This is a genomic window from Bradyrhizobium sp. Mp19 (assembly GCF_029952935.1).
Classification (GTDB): domain Bacteria; phylum Pseudomonadota; class Alphaproteobacteria; order Rhizobiales; family Xanthobacteraceae; genus Bradyrhizobium; species Bradyrhizobium elkanii.
This window is the reverse complement of the sequence record NZ_JASAUT010000013.1, coordinates 83,278-105,408: the sequence shown is the minus strand read 5'-3', so window position 1 is coordinate 105,408 and position 22,131 is coordinate 83,278. Positions and strand designations below refer to the sequence as shown.

Annotated in this window: 21 protein-coding genes; 8 read left to right on the top strand and 13 right to left on the bottom strand. The window is 65.6% G+C overall.

The genetic code is table 11. The features are described 5' to 3' along the window. Positions 1-9 precede the first annotated feature (9 nt). The 3 genes from QJT82_RS17345 to QJT82_RS17335 form a co-directional block, all read right to left on the bottom strand. Complete coding sequence (locus QJT82_RS17345) at positions 10-162, bottom strand: hypothetical protein (RefSeq protein WP_016844408.1); 153 nt, start codon at positions 160-162, stop codon at positions 10-12. A 338-nt stretch (positions 163-500) separates the two neighbouring features. Continuing rightward, positions 501-1,658 (bottom strand): CmpA/NrtA family ABC transporter substrate-binding protein, encoded by a 1,158-nt coding sequence (locus tag QJT82_RS17340; protein ID WP_028340686.1) that lies wholly within the window; start codon positions 1,656-1,658, stop codon positions 501-503. Next, positions 1,655-2,245: an ANTAR domain-containing protein gene (locus QJT82_RS17335; RefSeq protein WP_018271619.1), complete on the bottom strand. Its 591-nt coding sequence runs from the start codon at positions 2,243-2,245 to the stop codon at positions 1,655-1,657. Before QJT82_RS17335 ends, QJT82_RS17340 begins: the two co-directional genes overlap by 4 nt. Positions 2,246-2,365: 120 nt before the next feature. Here QJT82_RS17335 and rimO point away from each other — a divergent pair, with 120 nt between their 5' ends. The 3 genes from rimO to QJT82_RS17320 all read left to right on the top strand — a co-directional run bounded on the left by rimO (position 2,366) and on the right by QJT82_RS17320 (position 5,471). Further along, positions 2,366-3,691 (top strand): 30S ribosomal protein S12 methylthiotransferase RimO, encoded by a 1,326-nt coding sequence (rimO, locus tag QJT82_RS17330; protein ID WP_028340687.1) that lies wholly within the window; start codon positions 2,366-2,368, stop codon positions 3,689-3,691. 59 nt (positions 3,692-3,750) lie between these two features. Continuing rightward, entirely contained in the window at positions 3,751-4,014 is a 264-nt protein-coding gene (locus QJT82_RS17325) for a hypothetical protein (protein ID WP_028340688.1), read from the top strand. Positions 4,015-4,274: 260 nt separating this feature from the next. Beyond that, positions 4,275-5,471 (top strand): acetylornithine transaminase, encoded by a 1,197-nt coding sequence (locus QJT82_RS17320; RefSeq protein WP_028340689.1) that lies wholly within the window; start codon positions 4,275-4,277, stop codon positions 5,469-5,471. Between the two features lie 98 nt (positions 5,472-5,569). Here QJT82_RS17320 and QJT82_RS17315 read toward each other — a convergent pair whose 3' ends face one another. The 3 genes from QJT82_RS17315 to pcsA all read right to left on the bottom strand — a co-directional run bounded on the left by QJT82_RS17315 (position 5,570) and on the right by pcsA (position 8,154). Then, positions 5,570-6,544, bottom strand: coding sequence for a quinone oxidoreductase (locus tag QJT82_RS17315; protein ID WP_026192759.1), 975 nt, complete (start codon positions 6,542-6,544; stop codon positions 5,570-5,572). A gap of 159 nt (positions 6,545-6,703) precedes the next feature. Further along, the gene (locus tag QJT82_RS17310) at positions 6,704-7,429 is read right to left on the bottom strand and encodes a TerC family protein (RefSeq protein WP_028340690.1); all 726 of its coding nucleotides are present in this window, start codon (positions 7,427-7,429) and stop codon (positions 6,704-6,706) included. Further along, positions 7,426-8,154 (bottom strand): phosphatidylcholine synthase, encoded by a 729-nt coding sequence (pcsA, locus tag QJT82_RS17305; protein ID WP_259243454.1) that lies wholly within the window; start codon positions 8,152-8,154, stop codon positions 7,426-7,428. The genes QJT82_RS17310 and pcsA overlap by 4 nt, the downstream gene beginning before the upstream one ends. 133 nt (positions 8,155-8,287) lie before the next feature. Between pcsA and QJT82_RS17300 the strand changes: the two genes are divergently transcribed. Beyond that, entirely contained in the window at positions 8,288-9,472 is a 1,185-nt protein-coding gene (locus QJT82_RS17300) for a UbiH/UbiF family hydroxylase (RefSeq protein WP_028340691.1), read from the top strand. Between the two features lie 12 nt (positions 9,473-9,484). On the opposite strand, the gene QJT82_RS17295 is transcribed toward QJT82_RS17300, so the two are convergent. After that, entirely contained in the window at positions 9,485-10,438 is a 954-nt protein-coding gene (locus tag QJT82_RS17295; protein WP_016845765.1) for an AEC family transporter, read from the bottom strand. A gap of 121 nt (positions 10,439-10,559) precedes the next feature. Here QJT82_RS17295 and hspQ point away from each other — a divergent pair, with 121 nt between their 5' ends. Further along, entirely contained in the window at positions 10,560-10,892 is a 333-nt protein-coding gene (hspQ, locus tag QJT82_RS17290) for a heat shock protein HspQ (protein WP_021081543.1), read from the top strand. Positions 10,893-10,939: 47 nt separating this feature from the next. On the opposite strand, the gene QJT82_RS17285 is transcribed toward hspQ, so the two are convergent. Further along, positions 10,940-12,214, bottom strand: a complete 1,275-nt coding sequence (locus QJT82_RS17285) for an MFS transporter (RefSeq protein WP_028340692.1) — start codon at positions 12,212-12,214, stop codon at positions 10,940-10,942. Between the two features lie 340 nt (positions 12,215-12,554). Continuing rightward, positions 12,555-13,385, bottom strand: a complete 831-nt coding sequence (locus QJT82_RS17280) for an invasion associated locus B family protein (RefSeq protein WP_028340693.1) — start codon at positions 13,383-13,385, stop codon at positions 12,555-12,557. A gap of 385 nt (positions 13,386-13,770) precedes the next feature. Here QJT82_RS17280 and QJT82_RS17275 point away from each other — a divergent pair, with 385 nt between their 5' ends. The 3 genes from QJT82_RS17275 (at position 13,771) to QJT82_RS17265 (ending at position 18,420) form a co-directional block, all read left to right on the top strand. Then, the gene (locus QJT82_RS17275) at positions 13,771-15,504 is read left to right on the top strand and encodes an extracellular solute-binding protein (RefSeq protein ID WP_155258493.1); all 1,734 of its coding nucleotides are present in this window, start codon (positions 13,771-13,773) and stop codon (positions 15,502-15,504) included. A gap of 28 nt (positions 15,505-15,532) precedes the next feature. After that, a complete protein-coding gene (locus QJT82_RS17270; protein ID WP_028340695.1) occupies positions 15,533-17,086 on the top strand; it encodes a class I adenylate-forming enzyme family protein in 1,554 nt (517 codons plus the stop codon). Between the two features lie 107 nt (positions 17,087-17,193). Further along, positions 17,194-18,420, top strand: coding sequence for a hypothetical protein (locus tag QJT82_RS17265; protein WP_028340696.1), 1,227 nt, complete (start codon positions 17,194-17,196; stop codon positions 18,418-18,420). A gap of 63 nt (positions 18,421-18,483) precedes the next feature. Here the strand turns inward: QJT82_RS17265 and QJT82_RS17260 are convergent, their stop codons facing one another. Genes QJT82_RS17260 through QJT82_RS17245 form a run of 4 tightly spaced genes read right to left on the bottom strand, consistent with a single transcriptional unit; the run spans position 18,484 to position 22,127 of the window. Beyond that, positions 18,484-19,419 carry an arginase family protein gene (locus QJT82_RS17260; RefSeq protein WP_080686746.1) on the bottom strand — a complete coding sequence of 312 codons (936 nt, stop codon included), beginning with the start codon at positions 19,417-19,419 and terminating at the stop codon, positions 18,484-18,486. Then, entirely contained in the window at positions 19,416-20,603 is a 1,188-nt protein-coding gene (locus QJT82_RS17255) for a M20/M25/M40 family metallo-hydrolase (RefSeq protein ID WP_245288712.1), read from the bottom strand. Before QJT82_RS17255 ends, QJT82_RS17260 begins: the two co-directional genes overlap by 4 nt. A 55-nt stretch (positions 20,604-20,658) precedes the next feature. Further along, entirely contained in the window at positions 20,659-21,324 is a 666-nt protein-coding gene (locus QJT82_RS17250) for an amino acid ABC transporter permease (protein ID WP_028340699.1), read from the bottom strand. A gap of 8 nt (positions 21,325-21,332) precedes the next feature. After that, positions 21,333-22,127, bottom strand: a complete 795-nt coding sequence (locus QJT82_RS17245) for an ABC transporter substrate-binding protein (protein ID WP_028340700.1) — start codon at positions 22,125-22,127, stop codon at positions 21,333-21,335. Between the last annotated feature and the right edge of the window lie 4 nt (positions 22,128-22,131).

The following is a 22,131-nucleotide window of genomic DNA, read 5'->3' as shown; positions in this document are numbered from 1 at the left end:
CCGAAGAGCTTAGAACGGGTGGACGGACAGCGTGCCGAACACGATGGCCGCGATCACCGCAAAGGCGCTGTACAGCGCCGCCGTGTGAATTCCGGTCCCGGACTTCCGTGAAATGTTTCGCGCGTAAAGGTGCAGGCGGGCTTCCGCCGATAGCTCGCGCATGGTCGATCTCCAACGCCCCATTCTCGGGCATATGGAATATCGTTCGCGCCGGGATTCAAGCGGGCGGCAAAAATAGCGATGCCGCCGCCTTCGGGAACCCGGTTCCGAGAGGAATATTCCTCCTCGCGCGCTCGGCCGAGAATCCTATTCGCTGCAATTCGAGGCGTCGGGAACCCGCATCAGTCTCGCAATAACCAAAATCTCGAAAACAACCCCATGCAAAGTAGCCGGAGGTGGATAGCTGACGCGCGGCCGCTGCCGCGTCTGTTGCTCATCCTTGTTCCAGCAACAAGACGCACCGGCGGTGCACGTCGCGGCGGAGCGGAGTTGCGTCGCGCTCAGGCCTTCCAGCGCCCGATCTTGAACGCCGCCAGATGCCCGGGAACGTCGCTCGGGTCGAACGGCGGGCCGGCGAAAGCCCCAATGGCACTGGAGGCGCCGGCCGGGCGACCCGACGCGGCGTCGTAGAGGTCGGGCCTGAACACGGCCATGGCGGTCTTCAGCGCCTCCGGCCGGTACGGCGCCTGGCCCCAGCGAACCATCTGCGCATAGAGCCAGGCCGCCTGCCCCGGGTCAGGCCGCGCCGCTGCCTCGCGCCCGACCAGCAGATAGCGATTGCTCTCGCGCATGGTGCCGTCGGGCGAGATCTTCAGCTGGCCATCGAGCGTGCGCTGGATGACGCTGGCATCGACGCCGATCCGCTCGGGCGGCGCCAGGATGCGCGCGACCTCGGACCGGTTCTCGGGCCGCTCGATGAACTCCACGGCGCGCAGATGTGCACGCACCAGCGCCGCCACGATATCGGGATGCTTCTCCGACCAGCTCTGCCGCACCGCCAGCACCTTTTCCACCGCGCTAAGCAGGATGTCGGAGACGAAATGCAGGATGTGGCCAATGCCGAGATCGACCGCGATCGAATTCCAGGGCGCGCCGACGCAGAACGCGTCGACATGGCCGTTGGCGAGGCTGTCGACCATGTAGGGCGGCGGCAGCACCACGAGCTGGACGTCCTCATCGGGATCGACGCCGCCGGCGGCCATCCAGAACCGCAACTGGTAATTGTGGGTCGAGAACGGGAAGGTCATGCCGAAGGTCAACGGCTCCGCCCCGCTCTTGCGCCGCTTGGCCACCACGCGGGCGAGCGCCTGTGCGGTTGCCATCGGATCGAAGCGGTCGCCGTCGAGCTCTTCCATCAGCGCGGCGTGCAGCGCCGGCGAGACCGTGATGGCATTGCCGTTGAGCCCGAGGTTGAAAGGCGCCGCGATCGGCACCTTGACGTGACCGAGCCCGAGGCTCGAGGCGATCGCCACCGGCGCCAGCAGATGGGCGGCGTCGAACAGGCCGATATTCAGCTTGTCGCGGACGTTCGACCACGACACTTCCCGCACCAGCGTGACGTCGAGGCCTTCGGACGCCGCGAATCCCTTGTCGACGGCAACGATCAGCGCGGCAGCGTCGACCAGCGGAATGAACCCGATGCGCAAAGGTGTGGTCATTTCAGGAGCTCCGACGCGGTCAGGATCGATTGCGCGATCTCTCCGATCTTCTTTTTCTCGCGCATCGCGGTCGAGCGCATCAACACATAGGCCTCCTCCTCGGTCAGTCCCTTCACCTTCATCAGGATACCCTTGGCGCGGTCGATCACCTTGCGCTCCTCCAGCGCATGCTTGGTGCGGTCGAGCTCATCCTGCAATTTGGAGAAGGCATTGAAGCGGGACACGCAGAGATCGAGGATCGGCTTCATCCGCTCCTTCTTGAGACCGTCGACGATGTAGGCGGAGACGCCCGCCTCCACCGAGGCCTGGATCGAGGCAGCGTCGCTCTGGTCGACGAACATCGCAATCGGCCGGCGGACCGCACGGCTGACCTGGAACATTTGTTCCAACACGTCGCGGCTGGGATTCTCGAGGTCGATGACGATGATCTCGGGGTCGAGCGCATAGATTCGCGAGAGCAGGCTCTGCATCTCGCTGATATGCACGACGTCCGTGTAGCCGGCCTCCCGCAGTCCCTCCTCCAGGATGGCCGCTCGGATCGGGCTCTCGTCGACTATGACGATCTTGGGAGACGACTCAGCGCTCATCGACGACTCTTAGGGACCCGGCAAAGCCATCCATATCATGCCGGAAGCCCCGGGAAAGGGTTGTAATTCTCGGCAATTGGGACTAGCTCCTGCCCATCAATCAGGCAGATTTGGGAAGATATGCAAGAGGCCGCCACGCCTAAAGTGAGCTTTGTGTCCTTGGGGTGCCCCAAGGCGCTGGTCGATTCCGAGCGCATCATCACCCGGCTGCGCGCGGAGGGCTATGAGCTGGCGCGCAAGCATGACGGCGCCGACATCGTCATCGTCAACACCTGCGGCTTCCTCGACAGCGCCAAGCAGGAATCGCTCGCCGCGATCGGCGAGGCCATGGCCGAGAACGGCAAGGTGATCGTCACCGGCTGCATGGGCGCCGAGCCGGAGCAGATCGAGAGCGCCTATCCCGGCGTGCTCTCGATCACGGGGCCGCAGCAATATGAGAGCGTCCTGGACGCCGTGCACCGCGCGCTGCCGCCGGCGCACAATCCGCATATCGACCTGGTACCGCCGCAAGGCGTCAAGCTGACGCCGCGGCACTACGCCTATCTGAAGATTTCCGAAGGCTGCAACAACCGCTGCAGCTTCTGCATCATCCCGAAGCTGCGCGGCGATCTGGTGTCGCGGCCGGCCAATGACGTGCTGCGCGAGGCCGAGAAGCTGGTGAAGGCCGGCGTCAAGGAATTGCTGGTCATCTCGCAGGACACCTCGGCCTATGGCGTCGACCTGAAATACGCCGAGAGCCCATGGCAGGACCGCAGCGTCCGCGCGAAATTCTTCGATCTCGCCAAGGAGCTCGGCGAGCTCGGCGCCTGGGTGCGGCTGCAATATGTCTACCCCTACCCGCATGTCGACGAGGTCATCGGCCTGATGACCGAGGGCAAGGTGCTGCCCTATCTCGACATCCCCTTCCAGCATGCGAGCCCGGATGTGCTGCGTGCGATGAAGCGCCCGGCCGCGCAGGAGAAGACGCTGGCGCGGATCCAGAAATGGCGCGAGCAGTGCCCCGACCTGACGCTGCGCTCGACCTTCATCGTCGGCTTCCCCGGCGAGACCGATTCCGATTTCGCCTATCTGCTCGACTGGCTCGATGAAGCCGGGATCGACCGCCTCGGCTGCTTCAAATACGAGCCGGTCGCCGGCGCCACGTCGAACGCGATCGGCAATGCCGTGCCCGACGAGGTCAAGCAGGAGCGCTGGAATGCGCTGATGGCCCGCCAGCAGAAGATTTCGACGAGGCGCCTCAAGCGCAAGGTCGGCACCCGCCAGCAGGTCATCATCGACGAGGTCGGTCCGACGGTGGCGAAGGGCCGGTCAAAGGCCGACGCGCCTGACATCGACGGCGCCGTCTACCTCACCAGCCGCCGCCCGCTGAAGGTCGGCGAGATCGTCACCGCCAAGATCGAGCGTTCCGACGAATACGACCTGCACGGCAGCGTCGCGGGATTCTGACGCTGTTGGGCGTCTGCCATGTTGCTAGCAACTCGTCCAATGGCGGAGGATCGAGCACAATGTCGGTTTCCCTGCTCGAGATGGGTCAAGGGAGCGTTTCGTTGGAATTCGATGATGCCGACGTGATCGAAGTCAGAGCAACGATCGCAGGCCAGTACGGCGCAATCCGTGTGATCGAATCCGCTGCGACGTACGACGAGGTGGAGTTCGGAGGAGAGCGCTTTCTCCACTACCATGAATGGACGCCTTGCCTGATTTCTCAGTCGGATAAGGGGCGAGAGATGCTTCGGCTGATTGCAACCAGCTTCCCCGCAAGACCGTAGTAAGCACCCTCACCATCGCGGTGCCCGCTTGACACCGCCGCCCCTTCCGCTGTATGGGCCTGCGCCATGAAGCTGAACCGGACCCACCGCCGCGCCATCTGCCGTCGTCGCACCCGCGACGATGCTGGGCTGCGCCGTGTCCGACGCCATCGCTGATCTTATAAATCAGCCAAGGTTTTCGAGAAGGCCGCGCCCCCAAAGCGCGGCCTTCTCGCTTTTCGGCCTGCCCTTTCCCAACACCGACCCCAGAGGAGAACGACATGACCAACGCTACCCATCCGTTCGATGCGCTGATGGACATCACCGCTCGCCCCGAGGTCGTGTTCGTGCGCGGCGCCGGCTCGTATTTGTGGGACAGCAACCGCAACCGCTATCTCGATTTCGTGCAGGGCTGGGCTGTGAATCCCCTCGGCCACTCGCCTGTCATCGTGGCCGACGCGCTGGCCGCGCAGGCCAGACGGCTGCTGACGCCAAGCCCGGCGTTCTACAACGAGCAGAGCCTGAAACTGGCAAAGTTGCTGGTCGACAACAGCTGCTTCGACCAGGTGTTCTTTGCCAATTCGGGCGCGGAGGCCAATGAAGGCGCGATCAAGCTCGCGCGAAAATTCGGCGCCAAGTACAAGAACGGCGCGCACGAGATCATCACCTTCGAAGGCGGCTTCCACGGCCGCACGCTCGCGACCATGTCGGCCTCGGGCAAGAAGGCGTTCGAGCCGCTGTTCGAGCCGAAGGTCTCGGGCTTCCGCAAGGCCCGGCTGAACGACATCGAGTCGGTGCGAAAGTTGATCTCGTCGTCGACGGTCGCGGTCATGCTGGAGCCGATCCAGGGCGAGGCCGGCGTCTGGCCCGCGACGGATGAGTTTTTGAAGGAGTTGCGGGCGCTGACCCAGCAGCGCGGCCTGCTGCTCATTGTCGACGAGATTCAGACCGGCATCGGCCGGACCGGAAAGCTGTTCGGCTATCAGCACGCCGGGATCGAGCCCGACATCATGACGCTCGGCAAGGGCATCGGCGGCGGCGTGCCGCTCGCGGCCCTGCTCGCGACCGAGCATGCCTCGTGCTTCGATCACGGCGATCAGGGCGGCACCTTCAACGGCAATCCGCTGATGTGCGCCGCGGGGCTTGTCGTGCTCGATCAGATCGGAAAGCCCGATTTCCTGAAATCGGTCGTCGATGCCGGCCTTTTGCTCGAGCGCGAATTGCAGCGGCTGTCGTCGCGGCACGGTCTCGGCGAGATCAGGGGGCGCGGCCTCCTGCTGGCGCTCGACCTCAAGATGCCGATCGGCGCGGCCGTGGTTGCCGAGGCGTTCGCGGCCGGCGTGCTGATCAACTCGCCGCAGCCGGACACGCTGCGCTTCATGCCGGCGCTGAACGTGACGCGGGAGGAGATTTCCCTGGTCATCGACTGCCTGGATACGGTGCTGACCAAGGTCGGCGCTGCGCGCCGGGTGGCGTAGTCGCCACCACCCCGTCATTCCGGGGCGATGCGCAGCATCGAACCCGGAATCTCGAGATTCCGGGTTCACGCTTCGCGTGCCCCGGAATGACGATCTACTTACGGCCGCAGGATCGCTGCTCCGGTGGTCGCCCTGCTCTCCAGGTCGATATGCGCCTTGGCGGCGTCCTTGAGCGCATAGGCGTGGTTGATCGGCACGTGCAGCTTGCCGTTGATCACGGCGGCGAACAGCGTGTCGGCGCCTTCGAGCAATTCCTTGCGGGTGCCGACATAGTCGTTGAGCTTGGGCCGCGTCGCGAACAGCGATCCGTGGTTGTTGAGCTCGGCGAGTGGGAACGGCGGCACCGGACCCGACGCGTTGCCGAAGGAGACGAACAGGCCGCGCGGCCTGAGGCAGGACAGCGATCCCGGGAACGTGGTCTTGCCGACGCCGTCATAGACGACGTCGCAGAGCTCGCCGCGGCTGATCTGCTTGACGCGTTCGACGAAGTTCTCCTCGTTGTAGAGAATGACGTGATCGCAGCCATTGGCGAGCGCGAGATCGGCCTTCGCCTTCGAGCCGACGGTGCCGATGACATGGGCGCCGAGTGCCCGCGCCCATTGGCAGGCGAGCAGCCCGATGCCGCCCGCCGCGGCGTGGATCAGCACGCGATGGCCCTGCTCGACCTTGAAGGTCTTGTGCAGAAGGTACCAGACCGTGAGCCCCTTGAGCATCAGCACGGCGCCCTGCTCGTAGGTGATGTGGTCGGGCAGTTTGACGAGCTTGTCGGCCGGGATGACGCGCTCGGACGCGTAGCCGCCGAGATTGTAGTAATAAGCGACGCGATCGCCGGGGTGGAAATTGGTCACCCCCGGACCCACGGCCAGGACCTCGCCTGCGGCCTCATTGCCGGCGATGAACGGCAGGCCGGGCGCCTTGTAGAGGCCGGTGCGGAAATAGACGTCGATGAAATTCAGACCGACCGCATGCTGGCGGATCCGGACCTCGCCGGTCCCCGGCGCGCCCACCTCGACGTCCTCATAGGTCAGGACTTCCGGGCCCCCCACCTGGTGCACGCGCACAGCCTTGGTCATGTCGTCGCTCCCCTCAGATATCAGCGTCAAGCGAGCGAATGCCATCGCGGCCGGCTTGTCAACCAAGCGGGCCGGAACCGGCTACGGCATGATCCGGAAAAGCGCCAAGCGGCTTTCCCTCGCGACCAACGCGCAGCGTTGGCGCGGAGACAATGCCCATTAGCGCGCCGGCTTCCTGCGGTTGCGCTTGGCCATGACGTTGAACGCCTCGACGGCGGCCGAGAAGGCAATCGCGAAATAGATGTAGCCGCGCGGAATGTGGAATTTGAATCCGTCGGCCACCAGCGCCACGCCGATCAGCACCAGGAAGGCCAGCGCCAGCATCTTGGTGGTCGGATGCTCCGCGATAAAACGCGCCACCGGTCCCGACGAGATGTACATGATGGCGCAGGCGATCACGACCGCCGCGACCATGATCTCGATGTCCTGCGCCATGCCGATCGCGGTGATGATCGAGTCCAGCGAGAACACCAGGTCGATGATGATGATCTGCACGATCACCCAGAAGAACGCGCTGGCGCTCGGCCTGTCGTCGGCTTCCGCCTCGCGCGCCTCGACCTCGCCGTGGATCTCGTGGGTTGCTTTCGCGATCAGGAACAGGCCGCCGCCGATCAGGATGATGTCGCGCCACGACAGCTCGACGTCTCTGACTGATATCACCGGTTGCGTCAGCCCGATCAGCCAGACCAGGATCGAGAGCAGCAGAATGCGGAACACCAGCGCCAGCAGCAGGCCGATCTGCCGCGCGCGCTTGGCCTGTGCCGGCGGGATCCGCGACACGATCACCGACAGGAAAATCACGTTGTCGATGCCGAGCACGATCTCGAGCGCAGTCAGGGTCAACAGCGCCGCCCAGGCTTCCGGGCTGGTGATCAATTGCATCATGCTCTGAAGGCTTTCATCCGGCGGATCACGGTATCGCTGCCGATGATGTAGGCGGCGATGGCGCAGAGCCCGAAGGTAATGGGAGCTCCCACCACGAAGTCGTTGGCGAGCGTGTACATGCCGAGCAGCGCCCATGCGGCGAGCAGCCACAGCGTCAGCCAGCGCAGCCGCACCACACGCAGCGGGTGCAGCACGTGGAACGGCGCGAAAGTCAGCGCGATCAGGGCCGCGACCACGATCGTCGACAGCACCGGCGGCAGGTGCAGCAGGAACAGATAGAACGCCGCCGCATTCCACAGCGCCGGGAAGCCGCGGAAATGGTTGTCATCGGCCTTCATGCGGCGGTCGGCGAAATACAGCGCGCTGGAGACCACGATGCCGATGCCGAGGATCGGCGCGGCCAGCGGCAGCAGCATGCCGCTCGCGGTGATCGCATAGGCCGGCACGAACACGTAGGTGACGAAATCAACCACCAGGTCGAGCACCTCGCCCGACCAGTTCGGCTGTAGCCGCACCACGTCGAGCCGGCGCGCCAGCGGGCCGTCGATGCCGTCGATGATCAGCGCGACCCCGAGCCAGGCGAACATGTTGGCCCAGTGCTCGCGCACCGCCTCCAGCATCGCCAGCAGCGCCACTCCGGCGCCGAGCGCCGTGAAAATATGAACGGAGAATGCGGCGGTCCGCATCCGTTCTGGCAACGTATCGGGCTGGCTCGAATGCTCCATCGGCCGAAGTGCTATCAGGAATCGGACCGGTTTGCATATGCGGTCTTGCGGCGTTCCGCCGCGCAAAGCGTTGGAAACTCTTGGTGGTTACCGATGGCTTGAAAATCGGGCCAAGCATGTCAAATGTCCTGATATGACCGACAGCTCGCAGGATTATGACGTTATCGTAATAGGCGGCGGTCCAGCCGGATTGACGGCTGCGATTGCCCTTGCCGACGCCGGTGCGCGGACGGCGCTGCTGGCGCGCCGCGCGCCCTATGCCGACAACCGGACCACCGCGCTGCTCGGCGCCTCGACCGATATCCTGGACCGGCTCGACGTCTGGCGACGCTGCAGCGACCGATCGGCGGCACTCAAGACCATGCGCCTCGTCGACGACACCGGCCGCCTGATCCGTGCGCCCGAGGTGCGCTTCTCCTCCGACGAGATCGGCCGCGAGCAATTCGGCTTCAACATCGACAACCGCTCGCTGGTCGCGGCGCTCGAGGACCGCACCGGAGAACTGTCCGCGCTGACGCGGTTCGACGATGAGGCCGCCTCGGTGCGGCCGGACGATGCCGCGGTCACCGTGGTGACGCGGCAGGGCCAGTCGCTTCAGGCCCGGCTCGTGGTCGGTGCCGACGGGCGCAATTCATTGTCCCGCGAGGCCGTCGGCATCGAGGTGACGAGCCGCGACCTCGGGCAGTCCGCCCTCACCTTCAACATCACCCACACCCGGCCGCACCAGAACATCTCGACCGAGTTCCACACCGAGCACGGGCCTTGCGTGTTCGTGCCGCTCAGCGGCGTCAGAAGCAGCGTGGTGTGGGTCTCGGCGCCCAAGGAGGCCGAGCGGCTGATGGCACTCGGCGACGACGAATTGTCCCTCGCCGCCGAGCGGCAATCGCATTCGATCCTCGGCCGCGTCGAAGTCCAGGGCGGCCGTCACGTGTTTCCGCTGGCGATCGAGCGGCCGCGGCAATTCGCCAAGGACCGGATCGCGCTGGTCGGGGAATCGGCCCATGTACTGCCGCCGATCGGCGCGCAGGGCCTCAATATGGGACTGCGCGATGCCGCCGATATCGCCGAGATCACGGGCCAGGCGATCGGTCGTGGCGAAGATCCCGGCGCGGCAAATGTGCTGTCGCGCTACCAGGCGGCGCGGCGCCCCGATGTCGCCAGCCGGACCTGGGCGATCGACATCGCCAACCGGTCGCTGCTGAGCGATTTCCTCGGCATGCAGACGGCGCGCGCTGCCGGCCTGCATCTGCTCAGCGCATTCGGCCCGTTGCGGCGACTAGCGATGCGCGAAGGCCTCGCGCCGTCATGGCGGCGCTGAGAACGGCGTACGTTAAGGAAACACCAGCCGTCCGCTCTGGATGAACCACATCACGCTGGTCAGCGTGACCACCGAGGCGAAGGTGCCGATCAGCACCGCGACCGAGGCCGGCTCGATCCAGGTGTCGTTCTGCCGTGCGATCACGAACACGTTGAGCGCCGGCGGCAGCGAAGCCATCAGCACCGCTGTCGCAGCCCAAGGCTGCGCGAACGGGCCGAACAGCAGCATCAGGCCAAACGCCAGCAGCGGATGGATCAAAAGCTTGATCGCGACCACGCCCGGGACCTCCCACGGCACCCGCTCGAACGGCCGCAGCGCCACGGTGATGCCGAGCACGAACAGCGCCGTCGGCGCGGCGGCGTTTTCCAGGAACTGGATGGTGCGATCGAGCGCGACCGGGATCGGGATGTGAAACGCGGCGACCAGCGCGCCGAACACGGCCGACATGATCAGCGGGTTCTGCACGATCTGCCGCAGCACCACGCCAAGTGCGTGCAGCAGCGAGGGATGGTCGCGGTCGGTGAGCTCGATCAGCAGCGGCACGATCGAGAACAGGAAGATGCTGTCGCAGCAGAAGATCAGCGCGGTCGGCGCCGCCGCCTTGGCACCGAGCACGGCGAGCGCGAGGCCAGGCCCCATGTAACCGATATTGCCGTAGGCGCCCGACAGGCCGGCCAGCGTCGCCTCGCGCAGCGTGAGCCCGCCGATCACCTTGCCCGCGACCATCGCCAGGAAGAATGCGAGCACGGTTCCGAGCGTGGTGGCGATCAGGAATGGCGGGTTGTTCAGCTCCGCAAACGGCGTCTTGGACATGATCCCGAACAGCAGCGCCGGCAACGAAACGTAAAGCAGGAAGAAATTCATCCAGGCGAGCCCGCTCTCGGGCAAACCCTTGGCCTTGCCGCACGCGTAACCGATGAAGATCAAGCCGAAATACGGCAACGCCAGATTGAGGATATCGATCATTCTGAAAGTAGTTTCTCGGCCGGATTTCGGGTCGTTTTTGCAGGGCTGGAATCGGTAAAGCGCGGGTTAATTCGGACCTTAGCCCCTAGCATCGGCCACAATGTTGGTCTATCGACGAGCCATGATCAAAGCGCGCACCGCCAAGTTTCAGATCGGGCAGATCGTCCGTCACCGGGTGTTCTCCTTCCGGGGCGTGATTTTTGATATCGACCCGGAGTTCAACAACACCGAGGAATGGTGGCTGTCGATCCCCGAGGACATGCGGCCCCACAAGGACCAGCCGTTCTACCATCTGCTCGCGGAAAACTCGGAGACCGAGTACGTCGCCTATGTCTCGGAGCAGAACCTCTTGCCCGACGAGTCGGGCGAGCCGATCCGGCATTCGCAGGTGGCGGAGATCTTCATCAAGGACAAATCGGGCGGCTACCGTCCGCGCAATCCGTCGCTGAACTGAGGTCCGGCGGCGCTCCGGCGAATGCCACGGCGTTCGCGCTGCCACGTTCACACCCCCTCGCGCCTGGCCAAGACAACCGCGATCGCCCAGACGACAAATCCCGCCAGCGCCAGCCCCGCCCCGACGAGGCCGGTCGACGTCCAGCCATAACCCGCGGCAACCGCCATTCCGCCGAGCCACGGACCCAGCGCATTGGCGACGTTGAAGGCGGAGTGGTTGAGCGCGGCGGCGAGGCTCTGCGCCTCGCCCGCGACGTCCATCAGGCGGGTCTGCAACACGGTGGCGAGCGCCCCGCCCAGCCCGATCAGGAACACGTCGGCGGTCAGCGTCCAGAAATTTCCGGCCGCCAGCGGATACAGCGCGAGCGTCGCCGCCGACCACAGCAGGAGCCCGCCTGCGGTTGCCATCAGCGCGCGGTCGGCAAAGCGCGGCACGATGATGTTGCCGGCGGTGAGGCCGGCGCCGAACACGCACAGCGTGACCGGCACCAGCGCCGGCGACGAGTGGGTTACCGCCAGCATGGTCGACGCCAGATAGGTGTAGACCGAGAACAGCCCGCCGAAACCGATGGCGCCGATCGCCAGCGTCAGCCAGACATGCTTGCGCCCGAGTGCCGACAGTTCACGCAGCGGGCTCGCCTTGCTGTTGGCGGCATCGCGCGGGGCGAAGATCAGCACCAGGATCGCGGTCAAGAGCGCGAGGCCGGCAACGATCGCGAAGGCCCAGCGCCAGCCGATTGCCTGCCCGACCCCGTTGGCGAGCGGAACGCCGATCGTCGTCGCGATGGTGAGCCCCAGCAGCACGCGGCCGACCGCCGCCGTGCGCTTGTCGATCGGGACCAGCGAGGCTGCGACCAGCATGGCGATGCCGAAATAGGCGCCGTGCGGCAGCCCCGCCATGAAGCGCAGCGCCAGCATGGTGTGATAATCGGGCGCGAGCCCCGAAAGGCCGTTCATCAGCGCGAAGAAGCCCATCAACGCGATCAGCAGCGTCCGCCGCGTCATGCGCGCCGACAGCACCGCGATGACCGGCGCACCGACGACGACGCCGAGCGCGTAGGCGCTGATCGCGTGACCGGCCTGGGGCTCGCTGACGTGCAGATCGTGGGCGAAGAACGGCAACAGGCTCATGGTCGCGAATTCGGCGATGCCGATCGCGAACCCGCCCATCGCCAGCGCGAGATGGACAATGCCGGGATGAAAGTTACCGGGGGCGTTATCCTGGCTGACGCGAATAGCTGCATCGACCGAAGGGCGGCCGGTCGGCCGTTCCGGAGGCCGGGAGCGCGGTTCGCGCCGCTGCGTGCTGACTTGCTGGGACATTGCGCGACTTCCATGACTGCGAACGGCGGCCAGGATTCGCGGAAGAACCACGCGCAGATTTGCGCATCGAAGGCGCTGTCCGCGCTTTCGTCTGGCCTCCCGTATCGGATTTATGATTGTGCTTCGACGCCGGACTTGTCCGGACGAGGCACGAACGATGCGCGCTCATCGCGCGACGCAATCGAAGCACCCTTCGACAACCATCGCACACGATCTGCGCGATCACCAGCGCAGCAGGCTGCCAGCAGCCAGTCTGTTTCGCATGACAAAAAAAGGCGCCCTTCCGGACGCCTTTTGATCGCGATGATCTCGCGTTTTCTTGAACGCGAGATTGAAGTGTTTATTTGGCCGCCGGGTTGGCCGGCGCCGGAGCCTGCGCAGAGCCACCGCCCGCGCCTTCCAGCTTCTTGCGCTGCTCTTCGGCGCGCTTCTGCAACTCTTCCTGCAGCTTCTTCGAGTTTTCCTCGAACACCTTCGGATCGGTCGGCGGGCCGTCATAGGCCTTGGCGAATTCGGTGTTGAGCGGCAGCGGCAGCGTCAGCGGCGCGCCGTTCGAATTGATCGCCTGGACCACGAGGTTCTGGCCCTTCTTCATGTTGGCGATCAGCTCGGGCGTTGCTTCATAGTCGGACATGCAGCCGTTCTGGAAGCAGATCACATAGGGCGCCTGCTGCGGCGGGTTGCCGTCGACGATGATGCGGGTGCCGTGCACGAGCTGCATGCCGAGCGGCAGCGTGACGCGCAGGATCTTCTTCGGCTCGCCTTCCGGCTCGATGATCACGGCGGCAATCACCGGCTGGCCGGACTCGATGCGGCCGTCCTTGCCGGTGAAGCAGACCTGCTTGGCGTTGGCTTCCTGGCCCTTCAGGCAGAACTTGGTCCAGGGGGCGTAGATCAGCTGGATCTGCTGATCCTGCGCCGGCGGCTGGGCGGCCGCAGCGGGCGGCTGGCCGGCGGCCGGTGCTTGGGCGGGCGCCTGGGCTGCCGGAGCCTTCGGAGCTGCCTTGGGTGCCGCCTTGGGCGCAGCCTTCGGTGCCGCAGGCGCCGGCGCTGCCGGCTGCTGGGCCCGAGCGGCAGGAACCAGGAGCGCTGCAGAGAATGCCGTCGCCGCCATCAGGGCAACAATTCGCCCATGCGGCCGGACCGGGGCGGCCAAGATACGGAAATTCATTGCGGAAAACCCTTTCTGAACGGAAGCCCGAAACCGCTGCAGGCGCCGACACATAGCCGTTTGGGCGGCTGTCTCCTAGTCAATTGAGGCGGATACGTGACAGGCGTTCCCGCCTCCCAATTGCACGCCTTCAATACAGCGGCGCGCGGAAAGATCAATGCCGACAAGCGTATTTGCGCCCATCTCGCGGCGAGTTTCAGCGGCCTGTGATAAACCTCCGGACGTGACGTTTCGCGAATCAAATCCGGCGCCTCACGCACGTGTTCCCGGGCACACTTGGCGCGCCGCATGGGCCGCGATCTGGCTGGCCTTGGGAGTCCTGGTTTTGGGATTCCCGACGAGCGGGCCGGTCCCTGCGGCGGCCGCCGAGAGTCACGCGATCGCGATGCATGGCGCCCCCGTGCTGCCACCCGACTTTACCCACCTGCCCTATGCCAATCCCGACGCTCCCAAGGGCGGCCGCCTGATCCAGGGTGTGATCGGCACCTTCGACAGCCTCAATCCGATGATCATCAGGGGCGTCGCCGTGCAGCAGGTCCGGGGCTACGGCTATGAGCGCGGTTATGTCTACGAAAGCCTGATGGCGCGGGGCAACAACGAGCCGTTCACGCTGTACGGCCTGCTCGCGCGCAGCGTCGAGACCGACGACGCCAGAAGCTATGTGACATTCCATATCGATCCCCGCGCCCGCTTCTCGGATGGCTGGCCGGTACTCGCCGACGACGTGCTGTTCTCGCTGGCGCTGCTGCGCGACCACGGCCGTCCGATGCACCGTCAGTATTATTCGAAAGTCGCAAAGGCCGAGGCGCTCGACCCGCTCACGGTCCGGTTCGATTTCGGCGGCGTGGCGGATCGCGAATTGCCGCTGATCCTCGGCCTGATGCCGATCCTGCCGCGACACGCCATCGACCCGGAAAAATTCGAGGAAACGACGTTGGCCCCGCCGATCGGGTCCGGACCCTACCGTGTGACGGCGGTCAAGCCCGGCGCCAGCGTCACCTTCTCGCGCGATCCCAATTATTGGGGCCGCGACCTGCCCATCAACCGCGGCCTCTGGAACTTCGACGAGATCAGGCTCGATTACTACCGAGAGGCCAACGGCATGTTCGAGGCCTTCAAGCGCGGCCTGTATGACTTCCGGACCGAGACCGAGCCGCTGCGCTGGCACGACGGCTATGACTTCCCGGCGGCGCGCAACGGCGAGGTGATCCGCGACACCATCAAGATCGGCACGCCGCGGCCGTCCGAATTCCTGGTGTTCAACAGCCGGCGGCCGAAATTCGCCGACCTGCGGGTGCGTCAGGCACTGGCGATGCTGTTCGATTTCGAATGGGTCAACCGCAACTACTATTTCGGACTGTTTTCGCGCGCCGGCGGTTTCTTCGCCGGATCGGATCTGTCCGCCTATGGCCGCCCCGCCGACGAACGCGAGCGCGAGCTGCTCAAGCCATACCTGTCGCACATCCAGCCCGATATCCTCGACGGCCGCTATCGTCTGCCGGTCACCGACGGGTCGGGGCGCGACCGCAGCCTTCTGCGCAGTGCGCTCGCGCTGCTCGCCGAGGCGGGCTACGCACTCGACGGCACAGTCCTGAAGCAGCGGTCGACAGGGACGCCGCTGCGCATCGAGATCCTGGTGACGACGCGCGAGCATGAGCGGATCGCCCTCGCCTATCAGCGTGACCTGAAGCGGGCCGGCATCGAAGCCGCGGTGCGGGTGGTCGACGCGGTGCAGTTCGAGCAGCGCCGGGTCGGCTATGACTTCGACATGATCCCCATCCGCTGGGACCAGTCGCTGTCGCCGGGCAACGAGCAGTGGTTCTACTGGAGCAGCCAGGCCGCCGATGTGCCGGGCACAAGGAATTACATGGGCGCCAAGGATCCCGCCATCGACACCATGATCGCGGCGCTGCTCGCGGCACGCGAGCGGCCGGCCTTCGTCTCGGCGGTACGGGCGCTGGATCGGGCCCTGATGTCGGGCTTCTACGCTATCCCCCTATTTAACTTGGGAGAGCAATGGATCGCGCGCTGGAATCGGATAGAACGGCCTTCGACCACGGCGTTGACGGGCTACCTGCCGGAGACCTGGTGGCAGAAGCCCGGCCCGCAATCCAGATGATTGGCCGGGTGATACGACCCGACGCGGCATGACCTGGTCCGACCGAAGCGATGCAACCGACGTTGAACCCGTGAACCAGTCGATCACCTCGCCAACGCTCGATACCCTGTTCAAGCGCACCTTGGCGCGGCAGCCCGAGGCGCTGGCGCTGGTCGACCCGCTCAACAAGCAGCGCATCACCGGACAGACCCGCAAGCGCCTAACCTATGCCCAGGCCGATCGCGCGATCTCGGCGATCGCCGCCCACTTCGTCCAGAGCGGATTGCCGGCCAACACGGTGATCGCCGTGCAGCTGCCCGGCACGGTTGAATTCGCCCTCACGGTCCTCGCCGCGCATCGGGTCGGCCTGGTGGTGGTGCCGCTGCCGCTGCTGTGGCGGCAGGCCGAGCTGACGTCCGTGCTCAACCGCACCGCGGCGCGAGCAATCGTCAGCTGCGGCCGGATCGACGGCGTCTCCTATGCCGACATCGCCATGAACGCCGCGGCGGAAGCCTTCTCGATCCGCCATGTCTGCGGCTTCGGGAATGATCTGCCCGAAGGCATGGCGTCGCTCGACCAGGCGATCCTGGAAGACTCCCGGGCCTCGCGCCCGATGATCGAGGACGGCCGCAAGCCGGCGCTGATCACCTTCGACGTTACCAGCGAAGGTCTTCGTCCGGTGCCGCGCGCGCATTTCGGCCTGATTGCCGGCGGGCTCGCGATGTCGCTGGAGAGCGATCTGCCGCCAGGCGCCACCATCATGTCGGCGTTCGCGCCGATGTCGTTCGCCGGCATCTGCGCGTCGCTGGTGACCTGGCTGCTGTCGGGCGGAACGCTGGTGCTGCACCACCCGTTCGACGAGGACGCGTTCGAGACCCAGTTCAACGATCACGCCTGCAGCACGCTGATCGCGCCGGCGCAGCTCGCGCTGCGGCTCGACGAGCGCGGCCTGTCGGAGCGCCTGCCCAGCCTGCGCAACGTGATCGGCCTCTGGCGCACGCCTGAGCAAGTTGCCTCCAGTGCGCACTGGACCTCGCGGCCGGTGACCATGACCGACGTCTATCTGTTCGGCGAGGCCGGGCTGTTCGGCGCCCGCCGCACCGCCGAGGACGGATCGCCGGCCCTGATCAAGCCGGGGCCGCACAGCGCGCCGCGCGAAGCGCCCGGCGCATCGATCGCCGGCGAGATCCTGCTGACGCCGAAGGGCACGCTCGGCCTGCGCGGCCCGATGGTACCGGTCGCCGCCTATGCGCCGCCGCCTCCGCCCGGCGACAGCCTGATTGCGCCGCCGCCGCGCGATTTCGTCGACACCGAATATGCTGCACGGGTCGATCGCGCGACCGGGGCCATCAACATCACCGCGCCGCCGTCGGGGGTGATGACGGTCGGCGGCTACCGCTTCCTTGCCCAGGAGCTGCAGGAGTGGTCGCGCCGCCTCGGCCAGGGTGCGCTGCTCACGGCATTACCGGACCGTCTCAGCGGCCACCGCCTGGCCGGACGGGCGCAGGACAATGCGCGCGCCCGCGACGCCCTCACAGAACTTGGGCTTAACCCCTTGATGGTCGAAGCATTTCGCGACCGTGGTGGCGCCGGGGTGAGTTAAAATCTTATCATTGCGTTAGTCTTATCATTGTGTTGACGCCGCATTAAGCCATGCGAACTAGCATCGCAGCCGTTTGCTGATCTTAAGCATTGGTTTCGAGCGTTCGAATGTCCCAACAAGGTCCGGTCCTCATCGTATCGGCGTCGACAAAGCCGTCGTTTGCCGCAGTCCTCGATGAGACGAAACTATTCCCGGTCGTGGTCAGCGACTGGAACGAGGCCGGACGGGCCATCGAGCAGGTCAAGCCGGCCGCGATCATCGCGGCCGCCGAGGGCGTCGACTTCGTCACCCTGTCGGGCCTCGCCAAGCGCGCCGCCGCCCGCGCGCCGTATCTGCCGCTGATCGCGGTCGATCCTGCGACGACCCTGCCCGACACCGTGATCGCATTCTTCCAGAACAAGGGTCTGCCGGATCGGCTGGTCGCCCGGCTCAATGCGTCCTTACGCGTTCGCGGCCTGCATGCAACCGTGATGCGCCGCCTGGTGCCGCCGGTACCGATCGCCCTGTCTGACATCGATCCGATCGGAGAGGCCACCGCGCTGTTGATCGGCCGCGGCGGCGCCTACCCGACGCTGTCGGTCGCGCTCGGCGAACGCGCCGGCGTGGTCGGCGCGCTCAGCATCGAAGCCGCCGCCAAGCACCTCTCGAGCCGCGACATCGACGGCATCGTGCTGGCGGAAGGCTTCACCCCGCGGGTGATGGATGCGTTCCTGACCGTGCTGACCGAGGATGTCCGCTTCCGCCCGTTGCCCGTGATCGTCGCCTCGGGCGAGCTGACGCCGCGATACGAGCTGCCCAATCTCGAGATCGTCACGGCCGGGCCGACGCGCATCGCCGACATGGCGCTGCCGATGATCCGCCAACACGCCTTCGAGGCGCGGCTCGGCCGCATGCTGAAGGCGATCGACGCCAAGGGCCTGATCGATGCCCGCACCGGCCTGCTCACCAAGGCCGCGTTCGAGCGCGATTTTGCGACCGCCGTCTACCAGACCGCCGAGCGCGGCGGCGCGCTTTCGGTGGCACGGTTCACCTTCGACGACACGCAGCCGCGCGCGCAATTCGACGGCGCGCGGATCATCAGCCGGCTGATGCGCCAGGCCGATTTCGGCGCGGTGCACGACGACCGCTCGCTCGTCGTTGCGTTCGCCGGAACCGACCTGCGCAATGCGCAGGCGATCACGCGGCGATTGGCCAGCGTGATGCGCCACACCCAGAACGGCCGCCGCGACGCGCGTGCCGAGCCCGCGGTCAGCGTCGCAACGCTGATGCCGGGCGATTCCGCGATCTCGCTGCTCGGGCGCCTGTTCGGGATGCCGGAGCGCGCGGCGTCGTAAGGCCCGCGGATTTTAGGGCACGGTCATCGCCGGCGCGGCATACCCCATCAAGCCGCTGCGATTTCAGTCCGGCAACAGCCCCATGCCCGCGGCAAGCAGTACGAGAGCCTCCATGATCATATGGGCGCAGAGCTGGGCGGCCATTCCCTGAACGTCTTGTGGCGGGCTGACCGTGTTGAAATCCATCGCGACGATATTCAAGCCTGAAAGGCTGCGCAGCAATTCGATCCCCTCGCGGGCCGACAGGCCTCCCCAGGCGGGCGTGCAGACGCCGGGAGCGACCGATGGATCGAACACATCCATGTCCCAGCACAGATAGACCGGTCGCGTGCCGACGACCTGGCTGAATTCCGCGACGGTCTGCGCGAAACCGCGCCGCATCAGCTCCTCGATCGTGACGACACGAAATCCGAGCGACCGCGTATGTTCGAGCACACCCGGACAATAGGTGAATCCGCGCACGCCGATGTGCCAGGATCGGCTGGCGTTCACCACGCCTTCCTGCGCCGCGTTGGTGAACTGCGTGGCCGCATTGTACCGATCGTCCGGCGTATACGGATATGCATCGGTATGGCTGTCGATATGCAGTGCGACGAGATCCTTGTGATACCGGGCGGCGGCGCGCATCAGCGGAAGCGAGACCGAACCGTCGCCGCCGATCCCGACCGGCACCGCGCCAAGCTCGAGAATTCGACCGGCGGCAGCCTCGATCTTGACAAAGGCGTCTTCGATGCGTCCTGGCACCAAGGCAACATCGCCGGCATCGACTGCACCCAGCAATGACAGCACATCGACGTCGGCGAGCGACGGATGATAGCGGCGAATGAGCCGCGACTCCCGCCGGACCTCCAGCGGGCCTTGCCGGGCGCCGACGCGGAACGGATGCGTGCCGCAGTCGAACGGCACGCCGAGCACGGCAGCGCGGCTGCCCGGCCGCGGTAACCCCGCCGGCAATCCCATGAATGTTTCCGGACCCACGAAACCCGCCACGTCGCTCATTTTCTGTTCTCTCTTGTCAGCATGTCGAAGGCGGTCAGCGCGTGCACGCGCGCCACCGTCGCCAGTTCGGCGATATCAGCGTACTCATCAGGCGCGCCCATGTTGTGAGGAGTCGGCCCATAGACCACCGTCGGGATTCCGGCCATTCGAAACCAGCGCGCATCGGAGCCACCGACGCGCATGTTGATCGCCGGCGCCCTGCCGATGATGTCCGTCGCCGCAGTTGCGCAGCGCGTGACGATCTCGTCACCGGGGCCGGTGTGATTGGGTTCGAAGCAGCGCAACACGCGCCATGTGATGCCGGGCAGATCGAGCACCTCCCGCAACAGCGAGAGAACAGCTTCCGACGTGACGCCGACCGGCAGACGCAGGTCGATGGCCGCTCGCGCCTGGCTCGGCACCAGGTTCGGTGACGAACCGCCGCTCACCGTTCCGATGTTGACCGTGACGCTCGACAGGACGTCGGCTTCGCCGGCGCCGCACAGCGGTTCGGAGACAGGCCTTGCACGGCGGATGGCGTCGGCGACATTGACCGGCATTGCAACCGCCAGGCTGCGCAGCTCACTCACTCTGTCCAGCGCTTCGCGCAAGCGATCGATCGCATTGATGCCGAGATGGACATGCGCGCCGTGCGCCGCGCTGCCCTCCGCCTCGATCTCGATCCAGAGGAATCCCTTCTCGCCGAAGCGCAGCACCATCGGTGAACCGGCGTCGCCAATGATTACGGCGTCGCCGCTGGCATGGGGGACCTGGTCGAGCAGGTATTTGGTCCCGTACGGACCCATACTTTCCTCGTCGCCGGCGAGCGTCAGCACCACCTCTCCCGCCCATGCCTCGCGTTGCTCGGACAATGCGGCCATCGCGGCCATCGATGCCGCGATGCCGCCCTTCATGTCGGCAGCGCCGCGGCCGTAAAGGCGGCCGCCTACGACCTCTCCGTCGGGATTGACCGACCAGCTCATCCGCTCGCCCAACGGATAGGTGTCGAGATGGCCGTTGAACACGATGCGGCGGCCGGGCGCATGGCCCTTGATCCGCGCGACGACGTTGACGATCTCGGCGGTCCCCGGATGCAGCTCAACCGCAACGCCCGGCACATGCGCCCTGAGAAGATCGGCCGCCAGCGCCGCCACGGCGCGCGTGTCGCCGTCCGGATTTGGCGACGGCACTCCGATCAGCCGCATCGCCAGCTCGACGACCTGTCTGGTCCGATCGCTCGAAACCGCGCGGCGAACTTGATCAACGTCGTGCAAGGCGCGCTTCCCATATGCGGATTGAGTGGGTGAGCGGCCAGCAGATCGCGAAATACACCACCGCGATGAAGGTGAATATTTCCAGCGGCCTGAACGTCGAGGACGACAACTCCATGCCGCGCCGCGTGACCTCGCCAACCGACACCACGGACGCAAGCGAGGAATACTTGATGAGCTGGACGAAATTGGCGGCCAGCGGCGGCAGCACGCTGCGGATCGCCTGCGGGCCAACGATCCGCACAAAGCTCTGCGCAGGCGTCAGGCCGAGCACCTGCGCCGCTTCGCGGTGCCCGACCGGAACGGTCTGGATGCCCGCTCTGAAGACCTCGGAGATGAACACCGCCGAATAGAGCGAGAGACCGAGGATCGACGCGGCCAGCGCATCGATCCTCACATTGAAGACAATCGGCAGCACGTAATAGACCCACAGCAGCTGCACGAGGATTGGCGTATTGCGGACGATTTCGCCGACCGAAAGCGCGATGACGCGCGCGAAGCGGAAGCGGGACATCTGCATGATCGCGATCACGAGCCCCAACAGGGTCGCCACCACGAGCGTGACAATTGAAATGAACAGGGTCATTTCCATGCCGGAGGCAAGAAAACCCAGATTGTTCGGGATGACGTCCCAGCGAAAGCTGTAGCTTTGCATCTGATGTCTCAGGGCGCGACGATCGGTCCGAGCTTGTTCTTCTCGGCGGCGGCCTTGAGGCGGCCGTCGAGCTTGATGGTGCGAACGAACAGGTTCACGTAGTTCAGCCAGATCTGGTCACCCTGGTTCATGACGTACGCGTAGGGCGTCACGGACAGGTTTTCCGGCGGCGCGACCGTCGTGGTCCAGTCGAACTGGGCATTCATTTTGATTGAGGCCGGATAATCGGTCATGACGACGTCGACGCGTTGCGCCATCAGCTCAGCCGGGGTCGTGGCCGGGGGTGCAACCGCGATGGTCTTGGCGTTCTTGAAGTAGGACCGCATGAAGTTCTCGACATAGCTGCCGAGCGAGACGCCGGCGTTGACGCCCGGCTTGTCGATATCCGCCCAGGATGTGATCGGGCCGCCCTTGCGCACGACGGCATAGACGCCGCTCGTCAGATACGGGTCCGAGAACGCGACGGCCTGCGCACGCTTCATCGTCGCCCCGACGCCGAACATGCCGAGATCGCATTTGTTGGCCTGCAGGTCGGCGATGAAACTGCCAAAGCTGGTCTCCACATAGTCCAGCTTCACGCCCATGTCCTTTGCCAGCTCCTTGGAGAGGTCGATGTCGATCCCCTCGAGCTGTCCGCTATCCGGATTGCGGAACGAAATCGAATAGTACATGGGCCAGATGCAGACCCTGAGTACCCCGCTCTTGGTGATCTCGTAGAGGCGCGATTGCGTCTGCTGGGCAGCCGCCGGCGTCATCGAGAGAAAGAGCGCGCAAACGAAGGCAAGTCGGCGCAGATTTGGCATGAGC

Bases quoted from the DNA above. Each gene is read 5' to 3' on its own strand.
- QJT82_RS17270 (WP_028340695.1), top strand. From the start codon at position 15,533: ATGACCTGGTCCGACCGAAGCGATGCAACCGACGTTGAACCCGTGAAC.
- QJT82_RS17280 (WP_028340693.1), bottom strand. From the start codon at position 13,385: ATGAATTTCCGTATCTTGGCCGCCCCGGTCCGGCCGCATGGGCGAATT.
- pcsA (WP_259243454.1), bottom strand. From the start codon at position 8,154: ATGGAGCATTCGAGCCAGCCCGATACGTTGCCAGAACGGATGCGGACC.
- QJT82_RS17345 (WP_016844408.1), bottom strand. From the start codon at position 162: ATGCGCGAGCTATCGGCGGAAGCCCGCCTGCACCTTTACGCGCGAAAC.
- QJT82_RS17250 (WP_028340699.1), bottom strand. From the start codon at position 21,324: ATGCAAAGCTACAGCTTTCGCTGGGACGTCATCCCGAACAATCTGGGT.
- QJT82_RS17265 (WP_028340696.1), top strand. From the start codon at position 17,194: ATGTCCCAACAAGGTCCGGTCCTCATCGTATCGGCGTCGACAAAGCCG.
- QJT82_RS17325 (WP_028340688.1), top strand. From the start codon at position 3,751: ATGTCGGTTTCCCTGCTCGAGATGGGTCAAGGGAGCGTTTCGTTGGAA.
- QJT82_RS17295 (WP_016845765.1), bottom strand. From the start codon at position 10,438: ATGATCGATATCCTCAATCTGGCGTTGCCGTATTTCGGCTTGATCTTC.
- QJT82_RS17335 (WP_018271619.1), bottom strand. From the start codon at position 2,245: ATGAGCGCTGAGTCGTCTCCCAAGATCGTCATAGTCGACGAGAGCCCG.
- QJT82_RS17300 (WP_028340691.1), top strand. From the start codon at position 8,288: ATGACCGACAGCTCGCAGGATTATGACGTTATCGTAATAGGCGGCGGT.
- QJT82_RS17315 (WP_026192759.1), bottom strand. From the start codon at position 6,544: ATGACCAAGGCTGTGCGCGTGCACCAGGTGGGGGGCCCGGAAGTCCTG.
- QJT82_RS17340 (WP_028340686.1), bottom strand. From the start codon at position 1,658: ATGACCACACCTTTGCGCATCGGGTTCATTCCGCTGGTCGACGCTGCC.
- rimO (WP_028340687.1), top strand. From the start codon at position 2,366: ATGCAAGAGGCCGCCACGCCTAAAGTGAGCTTTGTGTCCTTGGGGTGC.
- QJT82_RS17260 (WP_080686746.1), bottom strand. From the start codon at position 19,419: ATGAGCGACGTGGCGGGTTTCGTGGGTCCGGAAACATTCATGGGATTG.
- QJT82_RS17320 (WP_028340689.1), top strand. From the start codon at position 4,275: ATGACCAACGCTACCCATCCGTTCGATGCGCTGATGGACATCACCGCT.
- QJT82_RS17310 (WP_028340690.1), bottom strand. From the start codon at position 7,429: ATGATGCAATTGATCACCAGCCCGGAAGCCTGGGCGGCGCTGTTGACC.
- QJT82_RS17275 (WP_155258493.1), top strand. From the start codon at position 13,771: ATGCATGGCGCCCCCGTGCTGCCACCCGACTTTACCCACCTGCCCTAT.
- QJT82_RS17285 (WP_028340692.1), bottom strand. From the start codon at position 12,214: ATGTCCCAGCAAGTCAGCACGCAGCGGCGCGAACCGCGCTCCCGGCCT.
- QJT82_RS17245 (WP_028340700.1), bottom strand. From the start codon at position 22,127: ATGCCAAATCTGCGCCGACTTGCCTTCGTTTGCGCGCTCTTTCTCTCG.
- hspQ (WP_021081543.1), top strand. From the start codon at position 10,560: ATGATCAAAGCGCGCACCGCCAAGTTTCAGATCGGGCAGATCGTCCGT.
- QJT82_RS17255 (WP_245288712.1), bottom strand. From the start codon at position 20,603: ATGCGGCTGATCGGAGTGCCGTCGCCAAATCCGGACGGCGACACGCGC.